A 17,542-nucleotide genomic window follows, 5' to 3' on the forward strand; every position below is an offset into this window, starting at 1 on the left:
CGTATTAGAGTAGGGATTTTTAGAAGGTGTGCCTGACAGTGTGCGAGGGTGAGTGCCAACAACTACAGTGCATGGGAGAGGCGGAGGTATAAATACCTGCCCAGGAAATCGTAGGTATTGGCATCGGATGTGCCCAGGAAACCATTGAATATCACTGCTGGTGCCTGATTGAGGATGTTGTTTATTCCGATTGTGAGTACGGAGTGACCAAAGGCGGTCTCCAGTTGATATGATCCATGCATACTAAAGATGCTGTTGGAGCTGATTTTGCGACTTGGTGGTATTTCTGTCACATCCGGGCGGTACTTGCCCTTGCAGTCGTCATCTTCGCATTCCTCGAATCCGCCGATGTATCGCCAGGTTAGCCCAATGGAAGAACGGTGTTTCTCTACGCCAACTGAAGCGGCGTGACGCCAGCCTGGGAACGCGCCCAGGTCGTAGTAGCCCTTGCCTTTAACTAATTCAGGACCGTTGGCGGAAGGCAGGATTTGATCATAATTTACGAGCAGATTGCTCTCTATTTGCGCCGAGACAATACCCAGAGGTGAGTCAGTAGCGTAATGGAGTCCGATATCCATGCCGCTGGTTTCGGTTTCGCCAACATTGGCGTTGGGTGACAGGATATGGTTAATCAGCATGGTGTTTGGGTCGCGCACGACTTGATCGCAGTTGGATGGCGTGTCCTGCGAGTAGCAGTTACTCAAGATGAGGCTGGCAGGTAACGCGCCGATCTCACTCGTGATCGCGGTGGTATAGTAATCCACGGTTATATCGAATCCATCCAGAAAACTCGGTTGATAAACCAGGCCTGCTGTGAGCATTGTGGCCTTTTCCGGATCGAGATCCGTGCTGCCACTGAACTGGGCTCGCAGTTGTGCCCGTGAATCCTCAAAGTCGGATGGGATGCCCTGATCTGCACAATTTCGCATTTGCTGAGCCGTCAACGTCCGGGCATTGCCCGCTTCATCGACTGTACTACAGGGATCGCTGACCAGCGGAAAACCATCGCTGTTGCCGAGGAACATTTCGGCGATGCTGGGGGCGCGAAAAGCATTGGAGTATGTGGCGCGAAATGCCAGTCCTTGAGGCAATTCGAGGCGAGTCCCCGCTTTATAAGTAGAGCCAAAGCCGAACGAATCGTAGTGGAAAGTGCGTCCGGCGGCTATTAAATCGAGACCAACTTCTCCCGCTTTGTAGAGCGGGAAATGGGCTTCTGCATACAAAGCCTTGACCGAGTACGCACCATCGGTGGGTGCTTCGTCACTGCCAGTGGTATTTCCCGATGCAGTTATGGGATCGGGAAGATAGGCTCCCGCTTCCCAGCGCGATGAAAGACCTGCTGCCATGACCAGTGGACCAGCCGGGAGTTGTGCGATCTCACCGGTCAGATTCCACTGCAGGATTTGCTGTTGAGAGTAGCCCCTGGCGATACCGGCATATTGGATGTAGTCTAACATCTCCTGGGTGATTGTGCCAGCACCGTGGAGTATATCCAGTTGCACACAGTCGCCGGTGCAATCCTCGTCTGGTCCCAGTGCCCGCACGAGATTACTGATTATAAATCGGCCCTCGTTGATGCTGGTGCCCTCGCTACGCCCGTAGGAAAAGGACAGGTCAGCGTCAAAGCCCATAAACTGATGGTCCAAACCCAAAACGATGCGATAGGTGTCGATATCCTGGAGATAGTTGCGATTGCCTGCTTCGAGAAAACGCCGCCGGACATCGATAAAATCGCGGCCAAATTCGTTGTAACGGTTGGTGGCAGATACTACGATGCCGTCGCTGATGGTGAACAAGGGCGTTGGGGCCAGCTTCTGGTCGGATTGGCGATTGGTGTACGATACCTCGAAGAAAGTTTTCGCACCTTCTGTAAATTTGTAAGCACCACTAAAAAAGGAACTGTAGCGCGTCTGTGGGGTGTAGAGGTAATTCTCTGGCTGATAATTGTACGTGTCACCGCTTCCATCCGAGGAGATTCCAGCCCAGTTGAAGGGACGCCAGCCGGCATTTGGATCGCGGTGGTAATCACCTGCGTCCTCGCCAGCCGCTGCAACGACCGCCTGCCAGGCTTCGTTGCCCTCGGTGCCCAGGCGGTCGATGATGTGGCCTTCCGGGGTGGCCGAACTGCCGTTTTTGTTATAGGTGCCGTCGTTTTTTCCCCAGTCGTAGTTTTTGTCCGATACGCTGAAACTGCGGTCGCCGGTCCAGACGGGCTTTCGGTTGTGGTAACCTGCCGAAAACAATATGTGGCCTTTTTCGCTTTGCAAACCGGCGGTTATGCTGAGGTCGCGGACTTCGCCATCACCTGCGCCTGAAATCCCTTCATAATAATCTATCTCTACCCCTTCCATATCTGACCGGGTGATGATATTGATCACCCCTCCAATGGCGTCTGAACCATATATGGCTGAGGCTCCATCCTTGAGAATTTCGACGCGTTCGATAACTGAAGCGGGAATAGAGTTGAGATCAACAGATGAATTTGCGCCTGTTCCGCCCGGGACGAAGCGACGCCCGTTGACCAATACCAGGGTGCGATTAGAGCCGAGTCCGCGCAGACTAATTCTGGTAGAGCCATCGCCGCCGTTGTTGGACTGGGTATTGGTTGCATTGGACTGTACTGTGAGTGTTTGTAGCACATCTCCAATGGAAGTCAATCCCCGCGCTTTGATTTCGTCACCGGATAGGACGACGACTGGCGCAGGCGAAAGGCTTTCCGCACTTTTGATGCGGGAACCGGTTACGACAATCTCTTCAAATTCGTAGATTTTCGGCTCGTCGGGCGATTCTTTAACATCCTCTGCGAATGCTGATGTAATAAATACGATGGCGACTATCTGGCAGAATATGTGCTTCACACTCATCTATACCTCGCGATTGGAGGATGACAATTTTTTAACCATCGCACGCATACGCATCAAATACAATTTTTAAATCGCGTTTTGCGCGTGCAAAATTCGAATATGGCTGACGCGAACGGTTTTGAAGACAGGATAAAAAATCAGCTATCATCGCGCGATAGCCCATCAAATCTTTCAGGCCCGGCCAGAGAATCCGAAAGCCTTTCTGAGGTTTGCGAATATAAATGCCGTTGCTTTCAAAAACAATGCGTCCACGCGTCCCTTCGATATAAGAATGCTGAAAAACGCCTTTTGTCAAACTGGGTGTTTGCCACGAGTAATGCAATTCGCCAATTGCGCCAGTAGGATAGACCATTCTCACGACAGATTCGCGCTCTGGCGTACTGCCAGAATAGCCCGGGAATATCGCTTCGATCTGTTCGGGTACCGCATCGAATAGATCTGAAATCAGGGCGATAAAATGAATACCGCCTTCCAGCAAAGCACCATGAACACTTTTCCAACCCTGCGCCTGCTGCGTTGTGAGCTTTTTTACTGAAACCGAACGCATTTCGCCAATATCGCCCTGGGTGACCATGTGCTTGATGTACGATAGCGAGGGTTTGTAATAATAATTCTCGGCGATCATCAATAGGGGGGTCTCGACCCGTTCCAGCGCGGTCTCGATCTCGACAATTTCCTCTGGCGAGATGCACATCGGTTTTTCGACGAGTACGGCTTTGCCAACTTCTAATAGTGCGATTATCTGGTCTTTGTGATGCTCTGGTGGGGAAGCGATCACCACGGCGTCCACATCACTTTCCAAAACGGCGTTCAGGTCGTCAAAGATGCCCTCGCCCTTAAACTTGAGATTGAACTTGTACGCGCTTACCCGCGACCGACTGCAAAAATACAACGTCGCTCGCCATTGCAAATTTTTCGCATGAAGCGCGCCGATATTTCCACACCCCAGGATGCAGATACGAGGCTTTTTATACGTCAGATGATCCATTTTTGATTATTCTGCCCCTATAATAGAGAATCATATCATTTTTTTCATTCATCAAAGCTGAGGACAGGAACAGAAATATGGGGAGCGGTTGCTATCCGCTCGGGATTGTTCAGTAAATCTGCGATGCGAGATCCCACATCGGCTCGCACGACTTTGGCCCCACATTGGGGACAAACGCCTGCCAGAACATTCTCTAAAACGATGAGTTCATCGCGTATCCAAAAGTCCTGTTTAATACGCTGTTCTTGCAGGGGTGTGTCACAGTTTTCACATTCTCCATAATCGTAAGCATTCATGTTGTCTTTGGGCATGGCTACTCCAGAGCGTAAGTTGTGATAAACAGTAATTTCCCGGTGCTCTTAATACGACATATTATAGCGATTTGTCTTCCGTCTGTTGCGGAACCTACAATTTCGTACCGTGTACCTCGCGGGTCACGTGTAAATCTTCGTCTGATTTTTCCCCTTGCTATTGCTTCTTCAATATCTAGAAAGATTAGATTATCATCAGCCATTTCTTCAAAAAAATGTGGTATGGCAAATTCGTATTCTTGCTCTACCACCTTGCCTCGAATGACATCTATGATAGCCACTTTATATTTCCAGAGGGTTTATACTAACGTTTATACCTGTTGACCAAGACAATAGCACAACCCGTCTGGTGCGATGACAAAGAATATGCGGAAGGATTTATCGCCGTGTTGGTCAATCCGATAATCGGGGTCGTCATTTTGCAATCCATTATTCTTCAATTCGTTGAAGGCGGTTTCGACATCATCCACTTCAAAAAAACACCCCTCTTGAGTCGGGTCGCCACCATTTTCTGCCAGGCCGATCTGGATATCGTCTCTTGCGAGTATAGCGGACTTACAGGGCGCGTCCTTCCGAGATACGACCCGAAATCCCATGACTATTTCGTAAAAAGGGATGGCTTCTTCCAGGTTCTCAACCGGAAGGTTCATAGCGTCTTGCATGTAGGGCGAGGCTGTTTTAAATATAGATTTAGTTTTCACGCTTATCTCCTTCTCTCTGAATCTATAAAAAAAATCACAGGTGTTTTTTGTTTCGCCTAATTTTTTATGTTCCTAACCTCGAAGCGGCCGGAACACAGTATTTAGACACAAAGGACTCACTTGCGTCCAGGATTGCTGAAGCTGTGGGGTAATAACACTCATGTCATCCATCCACCTTCTGAGCTGTGGCATGGATTGTCCCTTCCGCAGGTACATCCACCCGCACGGTCAGCACGGTATATCTCTCATCGTCGCTGGTGACCATCGTTTCCAGATGTCCGCCATCCACTGCGTAAGCTCCTGCTGGGAGCACGAATGTCACCCGGCAATCGGGAAACGCGTCTTCCAGAATATTGGTCACTGTCGCTGTCACTCTGTCGTGTATCCCGTTGTTACCCGGATCGTATGCCACCTCAAGCGGCGGTGGTCCCTCTCGATTGAAAGGAACGGGAGCAACAGCATCTCCTCGATAGGTCGCCGATGTTACATGACCATCTTTAAAACGCACCACCCGAAAACTGCTGCTATTGCTTTTGCCCACCCGCGTCGTGGGTGTGGCTCCAATGGTCATCACCTTTTCCCCTGGGCCATGCGCGTCGTGGATCAGCTTTACCTTATGCTTATCCAGAAATGTCTCTACCGGGGCATTGTGCTCGAATGCGTTGATTATCTTGATCTTAGCCTTCGCCCGCGAGGATAGAAGCGCGTTGGCTTGCGATAGATCCACATGCCAGGGATGCCGGAAATTCAGGATGCATAGGTCTGAGCCATAATCGATGATTCCCACCTGATCTCCATACCACTTCTCGTGTCCGTAAAATTGGTGATTGCCGAATGTAATCGCATAGGGCATCTCCAGTACCAGATGTGATCCTGAGATATACGCCGGGTTCACCGCATTGCTAATCAGGACCATATCGGGTGCGATCAGGTTGGCGATCTCCGCCAGCCGTCTCTCGTACTCCGCCTGATATTGTCCCTGCGTGTCCAGGTGTCCAAACGTCATAAAAACCGGATCTTTCGGATAGTCTCGAACGACGTACACGCTTCTGGGAGACTGTCGTGTGAAATCTCCCCGCGAGCCGGACACCCTGATCGATAGATCGTATAACCCCGGTGGTATGTCTTGGGGCAGACTTACTGTGCCTTCCCGATCATAATAAAACTTCGCACTCGGATCTTCCTCAAACGCCACTGTGCGTGAGATCGTAGCTGGCCCAACCCGACGCGACAACTTCACTTGCCCTATCGTGTGATCGTAGGCTTCCAACCGCACCCGAAAGGATTCTCCGGGCTGCCGGATGGTCGGATGTCCCAGAACCGGGAATCGGACGCCTTGTGGCATGGTCTCTGGATGTCTATGCAGATACAGTGGTGGCAGGCGCGTTTCTTTTCCTTTTTGAATCGCGATTTCTTCAATTTTTTGAGACTCCCATCCGTACGCAATCAATTCCAATGAATATCCCTTTCCTGCGGGTAGGCCAGTCAGACGGCACGACCCCGATAACCAATTCCGCACCAGCGTGTTCCGCACTATTTGATTACCCTGGCGTACCACCGCTCGTGCATCTACGAGGAAGCCATTTTCCTCACCGTTGAGTACAAATGACAGCTCTCCAGAATGCTCCGCCAGGACTCGAAATCCAGATATACGGCAGCCCATCTCACCCCTGTTCTGAAGATGCTCAGCGCGTACCCGGTGGTTCCCTTGTGTCAGTCCCCTCGCCAGTACCACCTCTCGTGCTTCGTTACCCGGATACAAGACACGCGGACTCCCATCATCTACTGTCACAATTAGTTTTCCCAGAGAAGGTGTTCCGTAGGCCGACACGGCGTGCTGTCCCAGACCAAGTGCCACTCCTGTACCGGTAAATTCAAACGTCAAGGCAGCGCCATTATCCTCCGTCTCCAGACAGGCTGTCTCGGCATACCGAAACAGGCTCTCCCACCACGTACCTGATTGCAGCACACGGGCTGTATCCAGGGCTGATACCCACTCCTTATTCATTGGAGTTCATCCCCCTCATTAGACCTCTCTCGCAACAATATCCAGATCCCATTTCTGCCAGTAATATTTGACCGGATCGCTCTCGTCCCATTTTCCGTACACATCTTCCCAGGTCAGCCAATTCATGTGCGGCTGTAGTGAATCATCTCGAACTGGATGGCTTCGCGGTTGATATCGGTAATCAGCCGAAATCCGCAGACGGTCTGCCGACTCGTTATCTCGTCCCTGATGAATGGTCAGACTGTGTAGAATAATCACGTCGCCGCACATATAGTCGCCGCCGATCCAGACGGAATCCTCTTCGACGGGAACTTGACGGCCACCCGGTCCCACACCTTCGAATGTTTCCAGTTTCCCGCGTCGGTGCGAGCCTCGGGCGACGGCAAGTCCACCGAGTTCCTCGGGACAGTCACCATAGGGGATCCATGCTGTCCAGGTCTCGTCCGATCCTCCGATAAAGTAATTGTCCTGGTGCGGTGGGGTCGAATGGGTATCTGTATCAGGGAAGACAAGGCGGCAGATGTTTCGGCTGTGCGGGAGCACATGTTCGCCGAATAGAACTTCAAATGCCCGAATCAGAGGAGGTTCGAGTGCCAGTGCGTGAAAGTCTCGAATTTTCAGAACATCACCATAAAACGCCTGCCAGCGCGAGTCTCTGCTCTCGACGACCTGAATGTCGGGATTTGCGATGCCCTCTGTCACTTCAGAGCCATCCATCAGCCACCCATGATCCCGACAGATACTGAGGATCTGATGTCGAACCTCGATTACACGTTCCGGATCGAGCAGGTTGCGAAAGAACAGATACCCATTCTCTTTTGCCTGTCGCCGAAGCGTCTCCGGATTCTGTAACAAATCCGTCGCATCCTCCAGTGCCTCGATTTGTTTCATGTCAATCATTGCCATTATGATGGTCTCCTTTTTTAGAACGAGTCAGGACCCGCGTCAGGGGACCAACTCATGTATTTCATCTGGCTCGGGCATGGATGTGAATTGGACAGCTATTATGGTCTTGTGACCTTCAAGTATTGCTTTACACAGGCGGTGACCACCATCCATGAGTGAACCATCTGCATTTAGAATGATAGGATATTTCAGAGATGCAGTGTTAATTTTTTTACAATGTCGCGCGATCTCTCTGAGGGTAGGCTTCTTTTCTCCAAACCAGCAGTCTTCGTCTAACTCTTTGATTGATGATATATCGATTTCAAATGTAGAAAGACCGTTGGACTGTTTCCAGAGTTTTTCGGTGTACCACACAAGCCGTTTGCCATCGCGTATTGTGCTGTGTTTCTGTGGCACGAAGCCTCCTTTCGATTTCAGACCATACTCAGACTGTATCGGATTTCTTTCCGTTCAACCCCTGCAAGGGGTTCTACTTTTTGTGCACCATCCGCGCTGAATCCGAATTTTCGATAAAAGGAAATCGCCCTCTGGTTGGTATCGAGAAGCCAAATTTTTACGATCGAGCAATTCATATCGCGAAGGGCCGTAAGAGATGCTTCCATCAGTTTTCGACCAATGCCACGGTCCCAGAATTCTTCAAGGGCATAGATTGCATAGACTTCGCCAATGGAGTTTTTATCCAGTCCTTCATCTCGTACGGGGCCAAAGCTGATGAAAGCAATGATCCTTTGATCTACTTCGGCTACAAGTACTTTGTTGGAGGGACTATTGAGGGTCAGGTGCCATTGTTTCTCCCTCTGGTCAACAGATAAATTATCGAGGATGTCATCGGGCAATTGCCCCTTGTACGCAGCCTGCCATGACCGAACGTGGACTTCGGCCAGGCTTCTGGCGTCGTTTTTGGAAGGTTCTCGGATTATTATTGTCATGGTAGGCGACCTTTCATAGTGATGGCGCCTTTCCTCATTTCTTGAGCGCGTCTCTCACGACCCTGGCGAGTTCCGGGTGCTTCTGCAGGGTGCTCAAGCGAGAGATGACGAGATTGCCGCTGCCGTATTTCAGGGCGATTTCTATCTCCTTGACAAGGCGTTCGGGCGTGCGCACGAAGCCGGGCAGGTCGTGGATGCCGATGAAAGGAACAAAGCGGTTGATCTCAGGATTTTCCAGGCGCTTCATTTGGGCGGCTTCCATTTCAACGCGTTCAAGTCGCCATTCGGGGGGATAGAACCAAGAGATCGTCTGTGTGCAATAGTCGAGTTTGTATTTGGCGCCAATATACTCATCGGGAAGGAAGTGCGGCCAGACGTGGTTGGTGACGATGGCATTGGGATCTATGGATTTGGCGTGATCGTAGAGGAGACGGTGAACGTCAATGAGTGTTTGCGTGGATATTTTTTCCATGATTTCGATGTTGGACAGATCGGGGTTTTGCGCGCGCGCTTCTTTACGAAGGGTTTCACAGTGGTCACAGAAACAGGCGTAGTAGTTGGCAAAGCCAAAGCCGTCGAGGGCGATCCCGTCGGCGATGTCGAGGGCGTGCTCAACCCGCTTCTTGAGTTCGGCCCGCGATTCGGGATGCTCGAAACAGAGGACTGTTCTCGGTAAGACGAACGATTGCCAGCGGTAGCTCTCTCCGTGCAACCGGAGCCAGGATTGTCCGGCGATGATGTCCGAGACTTTGTGTTCGAATTCGCGCATTTTTTGAAGGCAATGCGGATAGGTATTTTCAAAGTCGTCGTCGGAATAGGGGAAGACGGTAGCGATGATCTGGATGTCTCGTTTATGGGCTCGCGCGACCATTTCAGGAGTGGCGCTATTGGTAATAAGCATGTTGCAGCCGAGGTCAGCCACAAAATCGACGGCTTGCTCGCGTTCGGCGTCGGTTCTGAGGCGGCCGATAGCCCAGACAGCTTTCATAGGGAGATGTCCTTTCTGAAGTTGGGCAAAGGTCATCATCTGGTTCTGTCAGGTAATATCTCCCAGGTATATAGGAGGTGCCCCGGATTCAGAGTCAAGATAATCGAGTAAAGGCTTAGGATAGAATCTCAGGTTCTTGAGTTCACTAATGCTCATCCATTTCACCCCAACCTGGATCGAATCTCCCTCTGGGGCTTCGGAGGCATTATATCTTTCATCAACGGAACATCGGAAGATGAAGTCAATTAGATGGACACCCTTAGTCCGGGAACCCTCATGATTGTCTGTGATATATTCTCGAACAAAGTTTAAATCTTCAACTGCGACATCTGCACCTATTTCTTCCTGGCACTCCCGCTTGAGAGCATCTATAAGTGTCTCTTTTCCAGGTTCCATGCCTCCCCCTGGCAGAATGTACCAAAGACCTTTGTCATCGATATTCTCGGTAACGAGAATTTGGTCGCCTCTCTGAATCAGAGCCTTGGCTGCATTTCGCAAGTTCATAATAGATACCTCAAGCGAATCTCACGCTACTCATCTCAGATCATTTTCCCCCAACACGTATTTGATCTGTACGTTCCCATCTTTATCGACGATTTTCATGTTTAGCTCGCGGTTGCCTTTAGGGCCTGAGAAACGGAGTAGCCCGAAGTTGAAACCGGGATAGACTGTTGCGATACTCTGTGGGTTTCCGCGCCAGCCCGAGCGGGATCTCTGGACGATTGGGTCTGTTCTGACGGCGGCGTTGGAACTGAGCAATTCAAAGAGGGGATAGGTGTCCTGTCCCTCGCGATAGAGGCGGTTGAGCGTCCCAACGTGCCAATCGCCTGCGATGAAGACGACACCGGTGATGTTTTCGGCGAACATCCATTTCAGGAAGTCGTCCCGCTCTGTGCCGAAATTGTCCCAGCGTTCGCCGCGTCCCGTGAAGTCAACGACCATGCTATTTCCATTGGCGATTACTTTGAATGTCGCCGTGCTCGCCTTCAGGGATGCTTTCAGCCAGTCGATCTGGCCCCGGCCGAACATTGTCTTGCGGTCTTCTGCTTCGTTCGGGTCCCTATGATAGCGGTCGTCGAGCATGAAGAACTCGACATCGGAAATTCGAAACTTGTGAAAGATCCCCTTTGTCTGGGAAGTGCCCCCGCCCGAGTTCGGCCAATATCGTCGATACAGTTCCAGGGTCTCTTCCCGGTAGGAGAATGTACGATCGGAGTTGTTGGGGCCATAGTCGTGGTCGTCCCAGATCCCATAGCTGGGCGTCGTTGCCATGAGTGCTCTGATCTCCGGTACATGTCGTACTTCGCGATGATATCCCGCCATTGCATAGCGGACTGGGTCCGGTTCCTCCCCATAGTGGCTGGATCGTCCCGGCATGTAGTTGATGTCGCCAATAAAGAGAAATGCGTTTGGGCGGTGCTGCAAGACTTCTGCAAATGCAGGTTGCATGGGCTGTGTTCCCGGGTTCAAGCAGGATCCGAATCCCACGGAGAAATCAGCGACGTAGGTTGAATCATTCTGTCGCGATTGCATCGCGGGCATTGTGCGGAATACCTGGGGGACAAGTGCTCTTATCTGTTTCCCATTTACCGAAATCGCGTAGTGAACCCTCGCGTTCTGCACAAGTCCACTCAGTGTCACCGTGCCAGTGTGGGGATAGCTTTCTGAGGTCATCGTTTCTTTTGCTGCACGGGTGATCGTCATTGCTCTGCCCGTTTGTGTCCAGTAATCTACTGTGACCTTCGCTGGCGCGTCTGTCTCAACCCAGATTATCGCCGATGATGTCGTCGTGTGGCTTATCATTGGACCTGCAAGTAGCTCTGCGGCCATCATCCGCGTTGGAATAAGCATCAGTACTGTCAGGATCAAAATTTTCATCCTTCCTCCTCTGTTGTAAAGGTTTTGATTGTCTTTGCCAGTTCTTCAGATCGCTGAGAACCAATCAATAATCGCTTTCCATTGGTTAGCTCCAATTGTACGCCTCGATCTCCACTCACATTATAAGCCATTCCTTTAGTTCCATATCGAATCCCCCATCCGCCATATTCTTTGATTGGGCTGTACTGTCTGGCATCACATTTTGCAATTTCTGAGAATGAGATTACCTCTCTCTTTAGCGGAAAGAATCGGATGTGAATGGCGTCATTTTTGACTTCAGTTACCATCTTTATCGAAAGCATAAACACCGGTACTAATACCAGAGCCAGAGCAATGGCACCAAAAATGAGCATATTGGTGCCAGACATTGGCCAGTTCCGAAATCCCTTGAATCCTATATAGATCAAAGCTGAGATGCAAGGTACAAGTACCATAGCCAATAGCCAGCCCTGTCTAAATTGCTGAATTTCGATGAAATTTGAGTTGTCCATTTATGACTCCCAGGGAATGGGTACATTGATCTCTGTGGCAATATGTTGCAACATGTCGAGATGCTCTTCGGTCAGCGGGATGCCGCTTTGCTCGCGTTCTTGTTCGCGTTGCCATTCCAAGCTGCCGGGGACTTCGGCGCTCGACAAGCCCGGCATGGGGTTCAGCGACCGGCTTTCGCGCAAGATGCGAGAGATTTCTGCCTTATAAGCCTCCAGGTCTCCCAGCTGAGCCACATCAATTGCCACAATCATAAATCCCCGCGTAGCGCTTGAAAATTTTGGTCTGTGCGATTCAGGTGTTGCTGTGCCTGCTAAAATACCCGCCAGGAACCACGATGTAAATCGCATGCCCAAACTTTTAAAAATAAAATCCGGGAATGTCTGCAATGCCTCGGCGAGTTTGCTGCGGTCTTTCAACATGTTTGCGTTCATGTCCAGTACAAAAGACGGACCTTCTGCAGTTGGTATGCCAAAACACATCGGGGGGGCAGACATCGCATCCCATACCGTTGCATCGGGGCGTGTCGGTTTTTCCCAGGCGATTCCCCCTGCCACGCAAAAGGTCGCCAGGTCGCGTGTTAGTGCCAGCCGCGCGTAGATCCCCGCGCTGCCCACATGGCCGTGATTGCGCGTGCTCGCAACGGCAATGCCGTTTGTTTTCGCCTTTTCAATGACGGCCTCTGTTGCCCGCGTTGCTACGAGGTAACCCGCACCGCCATCGCCATCAAAAATCGCCATTGAAGGGGCATCCATGATCTGGGCAATTTCGGGCTGTGGGTTAATGCGCCCTTCTCGAAACTCAGCCACATACCGCCGCAACTGTCGCGTGCCGTGTGAGGCCACCCCGCGCAAATCCACATCTACAAGATAGCGCGCGATCAACGCGGCATCGCCATCTGGCAAACCGACTTTGTGCAATGCTGCGGTAGCAAAGTCGCGCAACAGATCGGGCATGATGCGCCTGGCGTCTTCGGGGATATAAACGGGCATGAAGTCTCCTGCGAGGTGGAATTACTGTTCCGTCCAACTGGCGATGAAGTCCGCCGTGCTATAGTCCGAGGGCATTTCGTTGAAATAGTGCTTCATAGGAATGGACTGAAAGCCCGGCACAAAGTGTTCTTCGTCCGATTGGAGTCGTGCTTCGAGTGGGCTGAAGCGATCCCAGAGTAAGTGGGCTTCTTCTGGAGTGAATCGTTCGGCGAATTTCGATCCCCAGTTGAGCGTGATGGGATGTTTTCCCAGCAGGCGACGCTGGAGGTCTTCGGCGATGTCCTGAAGCGGGGGATCTTTTCGCAGTCGAATCGCAAGTGCCGCTTTGCAGAGGAATACGGTTGACAGAATTCTGCCTTTTTCAGCTCGCCACGGATGGAGGTTGTCCAGGGCACTGAGATACGCGGTGCCATCGCCAGAGAGAACGGCTCTCAGTGCGTCTTCCGTATGCTGCTTCATTTGTTCGCTGCGGTTGTTCCAGCGCGCGAATGCCTCCTGTGCCTGCGGAGAAATGTAGTTGGTAAACGAGAGGTCGTCAATTGAAGTGTGGGTCGAGAAGCCACCGTGGATGGTTCGTCGCATTTTTGGGCTGTAGTTGCTGCCCCAGTGGAGGATAGGGAGGATATAGACGACGCCGTCACCGGCTTTGAGATGGGTCTGTACGCTATTGGGTAGCGGACGACAGGGGTCTGCCAACAATAGCTCGTTCTCTTCTGGGGTGTTCAGCCGCAGATGGCTGCCCGGTATCACCCAGAGGACGCTATCGTCGTAGAGCGGGATGTTCCACTGGACGTAACGCGGGCCTCCTTCGAGGATGTCGTCGATATAGCCCTGGAGCGGTGCTGTGTCGATCGGATGGTGATCGCGGTGCCACTTTGCCGGTCCGTGATCCCTGACGGGGTTGCACATCATCATCATTTCTGTGCCGGCTCCGTCCGCTACATCGAGAAGCTCTGTGCTAACCCCGTGGATGTTCTCTTCGAGCCATACTTCGACCGCTGGTGCGGTCTCCTGGTCGATCTGATTGACGAGCGGCTGCCTTGAGAGTTGCAGGCGAGGCTGCGGTGCTGTTTCCCATACGCCTCCAGGTGGATCGTTTTCCGCACGCTCGGCTTTCCAGTTTTCGCGCTGGTGGTCAACGAGCGTTTCGTACGCCTGTCGTACGCGTTCGAGTTTGTCACGTGGTACGGCTTCCTTGACGATGAGGTAGCCTGTTTCCAGAAATTCGTCGCGGTTGAGTTTCATGGCTGACTCCAATCAGGGTAAAGGAGCGTTAGCGTAAATAAGTCTATTGCACGTTGGTACAAGCAGAGTAGGGTTGTCTGGGATAGCAATAGTGGGGAATCCCTTGACTTTCAAGAGGTCTTTGTTGTACTTTCGATTATCCTAAATAGAGTACTCTATCAAGGAGGAACGAGATGTCTGCGCCATCTCTTCTTAATGAATTAGAAGAAAACATCCGTCGTTTGCCTTTAGATGATCAATTGTTGCTTATTGAGCGAGTAAGCCATCGGATACGAAATGATATTTCTGTTAAAATGGATATAGACGCTCAATTGAGTAAAATGGCCGCTGATCCTGAAATCCAAAAAGAACTTCAGGAGATTGAGCAGGAGTTCTCTGCCACAGAGCAAGACGGGCTGGATGATTAATGGCTATTGAGCGTGGCGAAATATACTTCGTGAACCTCAACCCGGTAAAAGGGCGCGAGCAAGCAGGTCAACGTCCAGTATTGGTTCTGTCCATAGATGCAATTAATCGCTTGCCTCTCGTCGTAACTGTTGTTGTAGGTACCAGTGGTGCTAATATCACACGGGATTATCCTACAAATATTCGACTGCAGTCTGCAGAAACAGGTTTAGATTCGGAAACAGTTTTTCTCGGGTTTCAGATTCGATCATTGGATTCAAAACGCTTTCCAGACCGTGCAACAGGCCGAGTTTCAGGAGCAACTTTAAAAAAGGTAGAGGCGGTTGTTCGATATTGCCTTGGTCTGTAGGTGAGTCTGGTTTTCTCTAAATATAGAAAATCTATCCGGTCTGGATAAACACAAAATCTTCATCATCGCCCGGTGGCTCAAAGCGATTGATGAATTCTGCAAATGCCTGGTTATTAATCCAAAGTGAATCCTGATCGCTTTTTGAACGAGTGAGGGTCCGGTTTCGCAGCACGTCAATGGGAGCGTCGAGGAAATAGAGTTTTGATTCTGCGTCTATGGCCGCCACCGCTTGCCTGGTATTTTCGCGATCCCTTTTGTACCAGAATCCCTTATCGAGTATGACATCTGTGCCGAGGGCGAGATTGCGCGTGGCAATGCGCCAGATCAGGTTGGAAACGCGGTTGAAAAGTGCTTCAAATTGCTCGGGCGATCTGCCGTAGAGTTGAACCATCCACTCGTCATAAGTGTATCGCACAGCCCTATGAGTCTCTTCAAGCTCCCGAGCAAAAGTGGTCTTACCCGAACCCGGTCGGCCACAGAGTAGGTGAACAGTCGCCATTGTATCTGATCAATACCTCTTGTTTAATCGTCAGGTCTTTGTCCGATGTAGAGTATGTGCCTGGATGAGGCCACCGTGCTTTGTTCTGCACTGATTTCGAATAGGAGATCCAACCAGAGGTCTCTTTGTTTTCCTGTAAGCGTGTTATAGCTTTCGTCGTTTGCGGAGATAGCTGGCTCGACACCTACAGTTTTGAGGGTGCGAAATCCCACGCGCTCATGCAGGGGTGCGATTTCTTCCAGCCTAACAAAATAGCCCCGAAAGCCTCCTTTTGGAGCATTGGCGGGGTGGTGGCCTTGTTCTATGTGTGACCAAACCGCTTCCTGGTTCTCAATCCACGAGGGGTTGTCCTTGATGAGGTCCCCAAGAATACCGAATCTGGAAATCATTGCAGAAAAGATCACACCCCCTGGTTTCAGGCAAGCGTAAGCGGACCGCAGAGCTGCTGTTCGGTCGATTTCAAGTAATAGGTGATACAGAGGCCTCATGAGGAGAACAGCTTCAAACTCGCCGCGCGGAATCCCATCCAGTTGGCGCGCATCGCCAGTGCGGAAATCAATTTGATCAGAGAGACCAAGCTCTTCCGCTTTCGCTTTGCATCGGGTGACGTACTCGTCGGCGAGGTCAATAGCCGTGATCTGATAGCCTCGTTTTGCCAGAGGAAAAGTGTAATATCCCGTGCCGAAACCAATTTCGAGGAGCCTGCCGCGAGGTGGGAGATATAGGTTTAGATAGCGCCAGGTGATATCTGCTTCGAGTTGGTGGCGTTCCAATCTGTTTGCCTCTGCATCCCAGGCTGCGTTGTAAAACTCGCGTATGTCGGTCAGATCGTCCATCATGTCAGAGGATTGCTCTATCTACCTGTGGCACTTTCCCTTACCTTGGTTCGTTGGGATATAAATTCATTACATATTGGTCATACCCATTGAATAGCAGGGTCGGGCGTATTTCGGGGTTCGAAGCATTGGTGGTGATAAATCGTTCCTGGGCTTGAGACCACCGGGGATGGGCGACCTTGGGATTGACATTGGCAAAGAAACCGTATTCTCTTGGAACGAGCGTATTCCAGAAGGTTCTCGGTTGCTCGCGGACAAACTCAATGCTCACGAGCGATTTGATGCTCTTAAAGCCGTATTTCCAGGGCACGACCAGACGGATGGGTGCCCCGTGCTGGTTGGGCATTTCGTGACCGTAAATCCCCGTGGCTATAAAAGCGAGTTCGTTTGTCGCTTCTTCCATTGTCAGCCCTTCGACATAGGGCCAGGGATAGTGGGGGGCGTTGAGCTGGCCAGGAGCCTGATTCGGATCCAGAAAGGTTGTCATCTTGACGAATTTTGCCGTAGAAAGCGGTTGTACCAGGTCTATGAGGGCTTTCATCGGAAAACCGGTCCACGGTATCGCCATAGACCACGCCTCTACACACCGCAAGCGGTAAAGCCGTTCTTCCAGCGGAATAGCGCGGACCAGATCGCCAAAGTCATATGTCTTTGCCTGAGGGACCTCTCCCTTGATTTCCACTTTCCAGGGATCTGTCATGAAGTTTTCTGATAGCGGCTTTACCTGAGTCTTGCCGGTGCTGAATTCATAAAAATTATTGTACGATCCGGCAATTGACTCCTCGGTTAAAGGCCGGTCCAGTTCCTTGAATTCATCATTGAGTCTGGCGGGGTAAAGCGGCTGCGGTGGCTGTGGTGGTTGAGGTGGATCTGGCGGTTGCTGCGGTGGTTGTGGCGGTTGTTGTGGATCCTGAGGTTGCTGAGGTTGTGGCGGTTGCTGCGGTTGCTGTGGTTGTTGTGGCTCCTCAGTCGGCGTAGTAGGTGCTCTTTCTGCAGGGGTAAAAATCTTCTCATGTCCGCAGCCCGCTAACGCCCCCAGGGCACCTCCTGCGGCTACCATAAACTTTCGCCGGTTCATATAAACATCTTCTGGCGTTGCTTCTCTTTCAGGTATTTCCCAACCTCGTTTTGGCATATCAACCTCCTTGATCAGG

20 protein-coding genes are annotated in these 17,542 nt (G+C 51.2%); 2 read left to right on the plus strand and 18 right to left on the minus strand.

Translation table 11 applies throughout. The annotated features are described in order from the left end of the window. Positions 1 to 62: 62 nt before the first annotated feature. From F4Y39_06300 to F4Y39_06370, 15 genes are all read right to left on the minus strand, one after another. A complete protein-coding gene (locus tag F4Y39_06300; protein ID MYC13322.1) occupies positions 63 to 2,864 on the minus strand; it encodes a TonB-dependent receptor in 2,802 nt (933 codons plus the stop codon). Between the two features lie 31 nt (positions 2,865 to 2,895). After that, positions 2,896 to 3,852, minus strand: coding sequence for a Gfo/Idh/MocA family oxidoreductase (locus F4Y39_06305; GenBank protein MYC13323.1), 957 nt, complete (start codon positions 3,850 to 3,852; stop codon positions 2,896 to 2,898). Positions 3,853 to 3,896: 44 nt separating this feature from the next. Continuing rightward, positions 3,897 to 4,163 (minus strand): YgiT-type zinc finger protein, encoded by a 267-nt coding sequence (locus F4Y39_06310; protein MYC13324.1) that lies wholly within the window; start codon positions 4,161 to 4,163, stop codon positions 3,897 to 3,899. 2 nt (positions 4,164 to 4,165) lie between these two features. Continuing rightward, on the minus strand, positions 4,166 to 4,444 hold the full coding sequence (locus F4Y39_06315) for a DUF4258 domain-containing protein (GenBank protein ID MYC13325.1): 279 nt from the start codon (positions 4,442 to 4,444) through the stop codon (positions 4,166 to 4,168). 30 nt (positions 4,445 to 4,474) lie between these two features. Next, entirely contained in the window at positions 4,475 to 4,825 is a 351-nt protein-coding gene (locus tag F4Y39_06320; GenBank protein ID MYC13326.1) for a VOC family protein, read from the minus strand. A 202-nt stretch (positions 4,826 to 5,027) separates the two neighbouring features. Further along, positions 5,028 to 6,872 (minus strand): hypothetical protein, encoded by a 1,845-nt coding sequence (locus tag F4Y39_06325; protein MYC13327.1) that lies wholly within the window; start codon positions 6,870 to 6,872, stop codon positions 5,028 to 5,030. An 18-nt stretch (positions 6,873 to 6,890) separates the two neighbouring features. After that, the gene (locus F4Y39_06330; GenBank protein MYC13328.1) at positions 6,891 to 7,778 is read right to left on the minus strand and encodes a phytanoyl-CoA dioxygenase family protein; all 888 of its coding nucleotides are present in this window, start codon (positions 7,776 to 7,778) and stop codon (positions 6,891 to 6,893) included. 39 nt (positions 7,779 to 7,817) lie between these two features. Continuing rightward, on the minus strand, positions 7,818 to 8,174 hold the full coding sequence (locus F4Y39_06335; GenBank protein ID MYC13329.1) for a chromosome partitioning protein ParB: 357 nt from the start codon (positions 8,172 to 8,174) through the stop codon (positions 7,818 to 7,820). A gap of 17 nt (positions 8,175 to 8,191) precedes the next feature. After that, the gene (locus F4Y39_06340; protein MYC13330.1) at positions 8,192 to 8,707 is read right to left on the minus strand and encodes a GNAT family N-acetyltransferase; all 516 of its coding nucleotides are present in this window, start codon (positions 8,705 to 8,707) and stop codon (positions 8,192 to 8,194) included. 34 nt (positions 8,708 to 8,741) lie between these two features. Continuing rightward, on the minus strand, positions 8,742 to 9,695 hold the full coding sequence (locus F4Y39_06345) for a hypothetical protein (GenBank protein ID MYC13331.1): 954 nt from the start codon (positions 9,693 to 9,695) through the stop codon (positions 8,742 to 8,744). A gap of 48 nt (positions 9,696 to 9,743) precedes the next feature. After that, positions 9,744 to 10,199: an NUDIX domain-containing protein gene (locus tag F4Y39_06350; GenBank protein ID MYC13332.1), complete on the minus strand. Its 456-nt coding sequence runs from the start codon at positions 10,197 to 10,199 to the stop codon at positions 9,744 to 9,746. 30 nt (positions 10,200 to 10,229) lie between these two features. After that, the gene (locus F4Y39_06355) at positions 10,230 to 11,573 is read right to left on the minus strand and encodes an alkaline phosphatase family protein (protein MYC13333.1); all 1,344 of its coding nucleotides are present in this window, start codon (positions 11,571 to 11,573) and stop codon (positions 10,230 to 10,232) included. Further along, positions 11,570 to 12,064: a hypothetical protein gene (locus F4Y39_06360; GenBank protein ID MYC13334.1), complete on the minus strand. Its 495-nt coding sequence runs from the start codon at positions 12,062 to 12,064 to the stop codon at positions 11,570 to 11,572. Before F4Y39_06360 ends, F4Y39_06355 begins: the two co-directional genes overlap by 4 nt. Further along, positions 12,065 to 13,054, minus strand: a complete 990-nt coding sequence (locus F4Y39_06365; protein MYC13335.1) for an Ldh family oxidoreductase — start codon at positions 13,052 to 13,054, stop codon at positions 12,065 to 12,067. Between the two features lie 21 nt (positions 13,055 to 13,075). Then, the gene (locus tag F4Y39_06370; protein ID MYC13336.1) at positions 13,076 to 14,299 is read right to left on the minus strand and encodes a phytanoyl-CoA dioxygenase family protein; all 1,224 of its coding nucleotides are present in this window, start codon (positions 14,297 to 14,299) and stop codon (positions 13,076 to 13,078) included. 173 nt (positions 14,300 to 14,472) lie between these two features. Between F4Y39_06370 and F4Y39_06375 the strand changes: the two genes are divergently transcribed. Beyond that, the gene (locus F4Y39_06375) at positions 14,473 to 14,706 is read left to right on the plus strand and encodes a hypothetical protein (GenBank protein ID MYC13337.1); all 234 of its coding nucleotides are present in this window, start codon (positions 14,473 to 14,475) and stop codon (positions 14,704 to 14,706) included. Continuing rightward, entirely contained in the window at positions 14,706 to 15,053 is a 348-nt protein-coding gene (locus tag F4Y39_06380) for a type II toxin-antitoxin system PemK/MazF family toxin (protein MYC13338.1), read from the plus strand. Before F4Y39_06375 ends, F4Y39_06380 begins: the two co-directional genes overlap by 1 nt. A gap of 31 nt (positions 15,054 to 15,084) precedes the next feature. Here the strand turns inward: F4Y39_06380 and F4Y39_06385 are convergent, their stop codons facing one another. From F4Y39_06385 to msrP, 3 genes are read right to left on the minus strand one after another with little or no spacing between them, the layout of a single operon-like run. Next, a complete protein-coding gene (locus F4Y39_06385) occupies positions 15,085 to 15,552 on the minus strand; it encodes an ATP-binding protein (protein MYC13339.1) in 468 nt (155 codons plus the stop codon). A gap of 23 nt (positions 15,553 to 15,575) precedes the next feature. Beyond that, positions 15,576 to 16,391, minus strand: a complete 816-nt coding sequence (locus F4Y39_06390) for a class I SAM-dependent methyltransferase (protein MYC13340.1) — start codon at positions 16,389 to 16,391, stop codon at positions 15,576 to 15,578. Positions 16,392 to 16,428: 37 nt separating this feature from the next. Beyond that, positions 16,429 to 17,523, minus strand: coding sequence for a protein-methionine-sulfoxide reductase catalytic subunit MsrP (gene msrP / locus F4Y39_06395; protein MYC13341.1), 1,095 nt, complete (start codon positions 17,521 to 17,523; stop codon positions 16,429 to 16,431). Positions 17,524 to 17,542 lie beyond the last annotated feature (19 nt).

The sequence above is a fragment of the Gemmatimonadota bacterium genome (assembly GCA_009838845.1).
GTDB lineage: Bacteria > Latescibacterota > UBA2968 > UBA2968 > UBA2968 > VXRD01.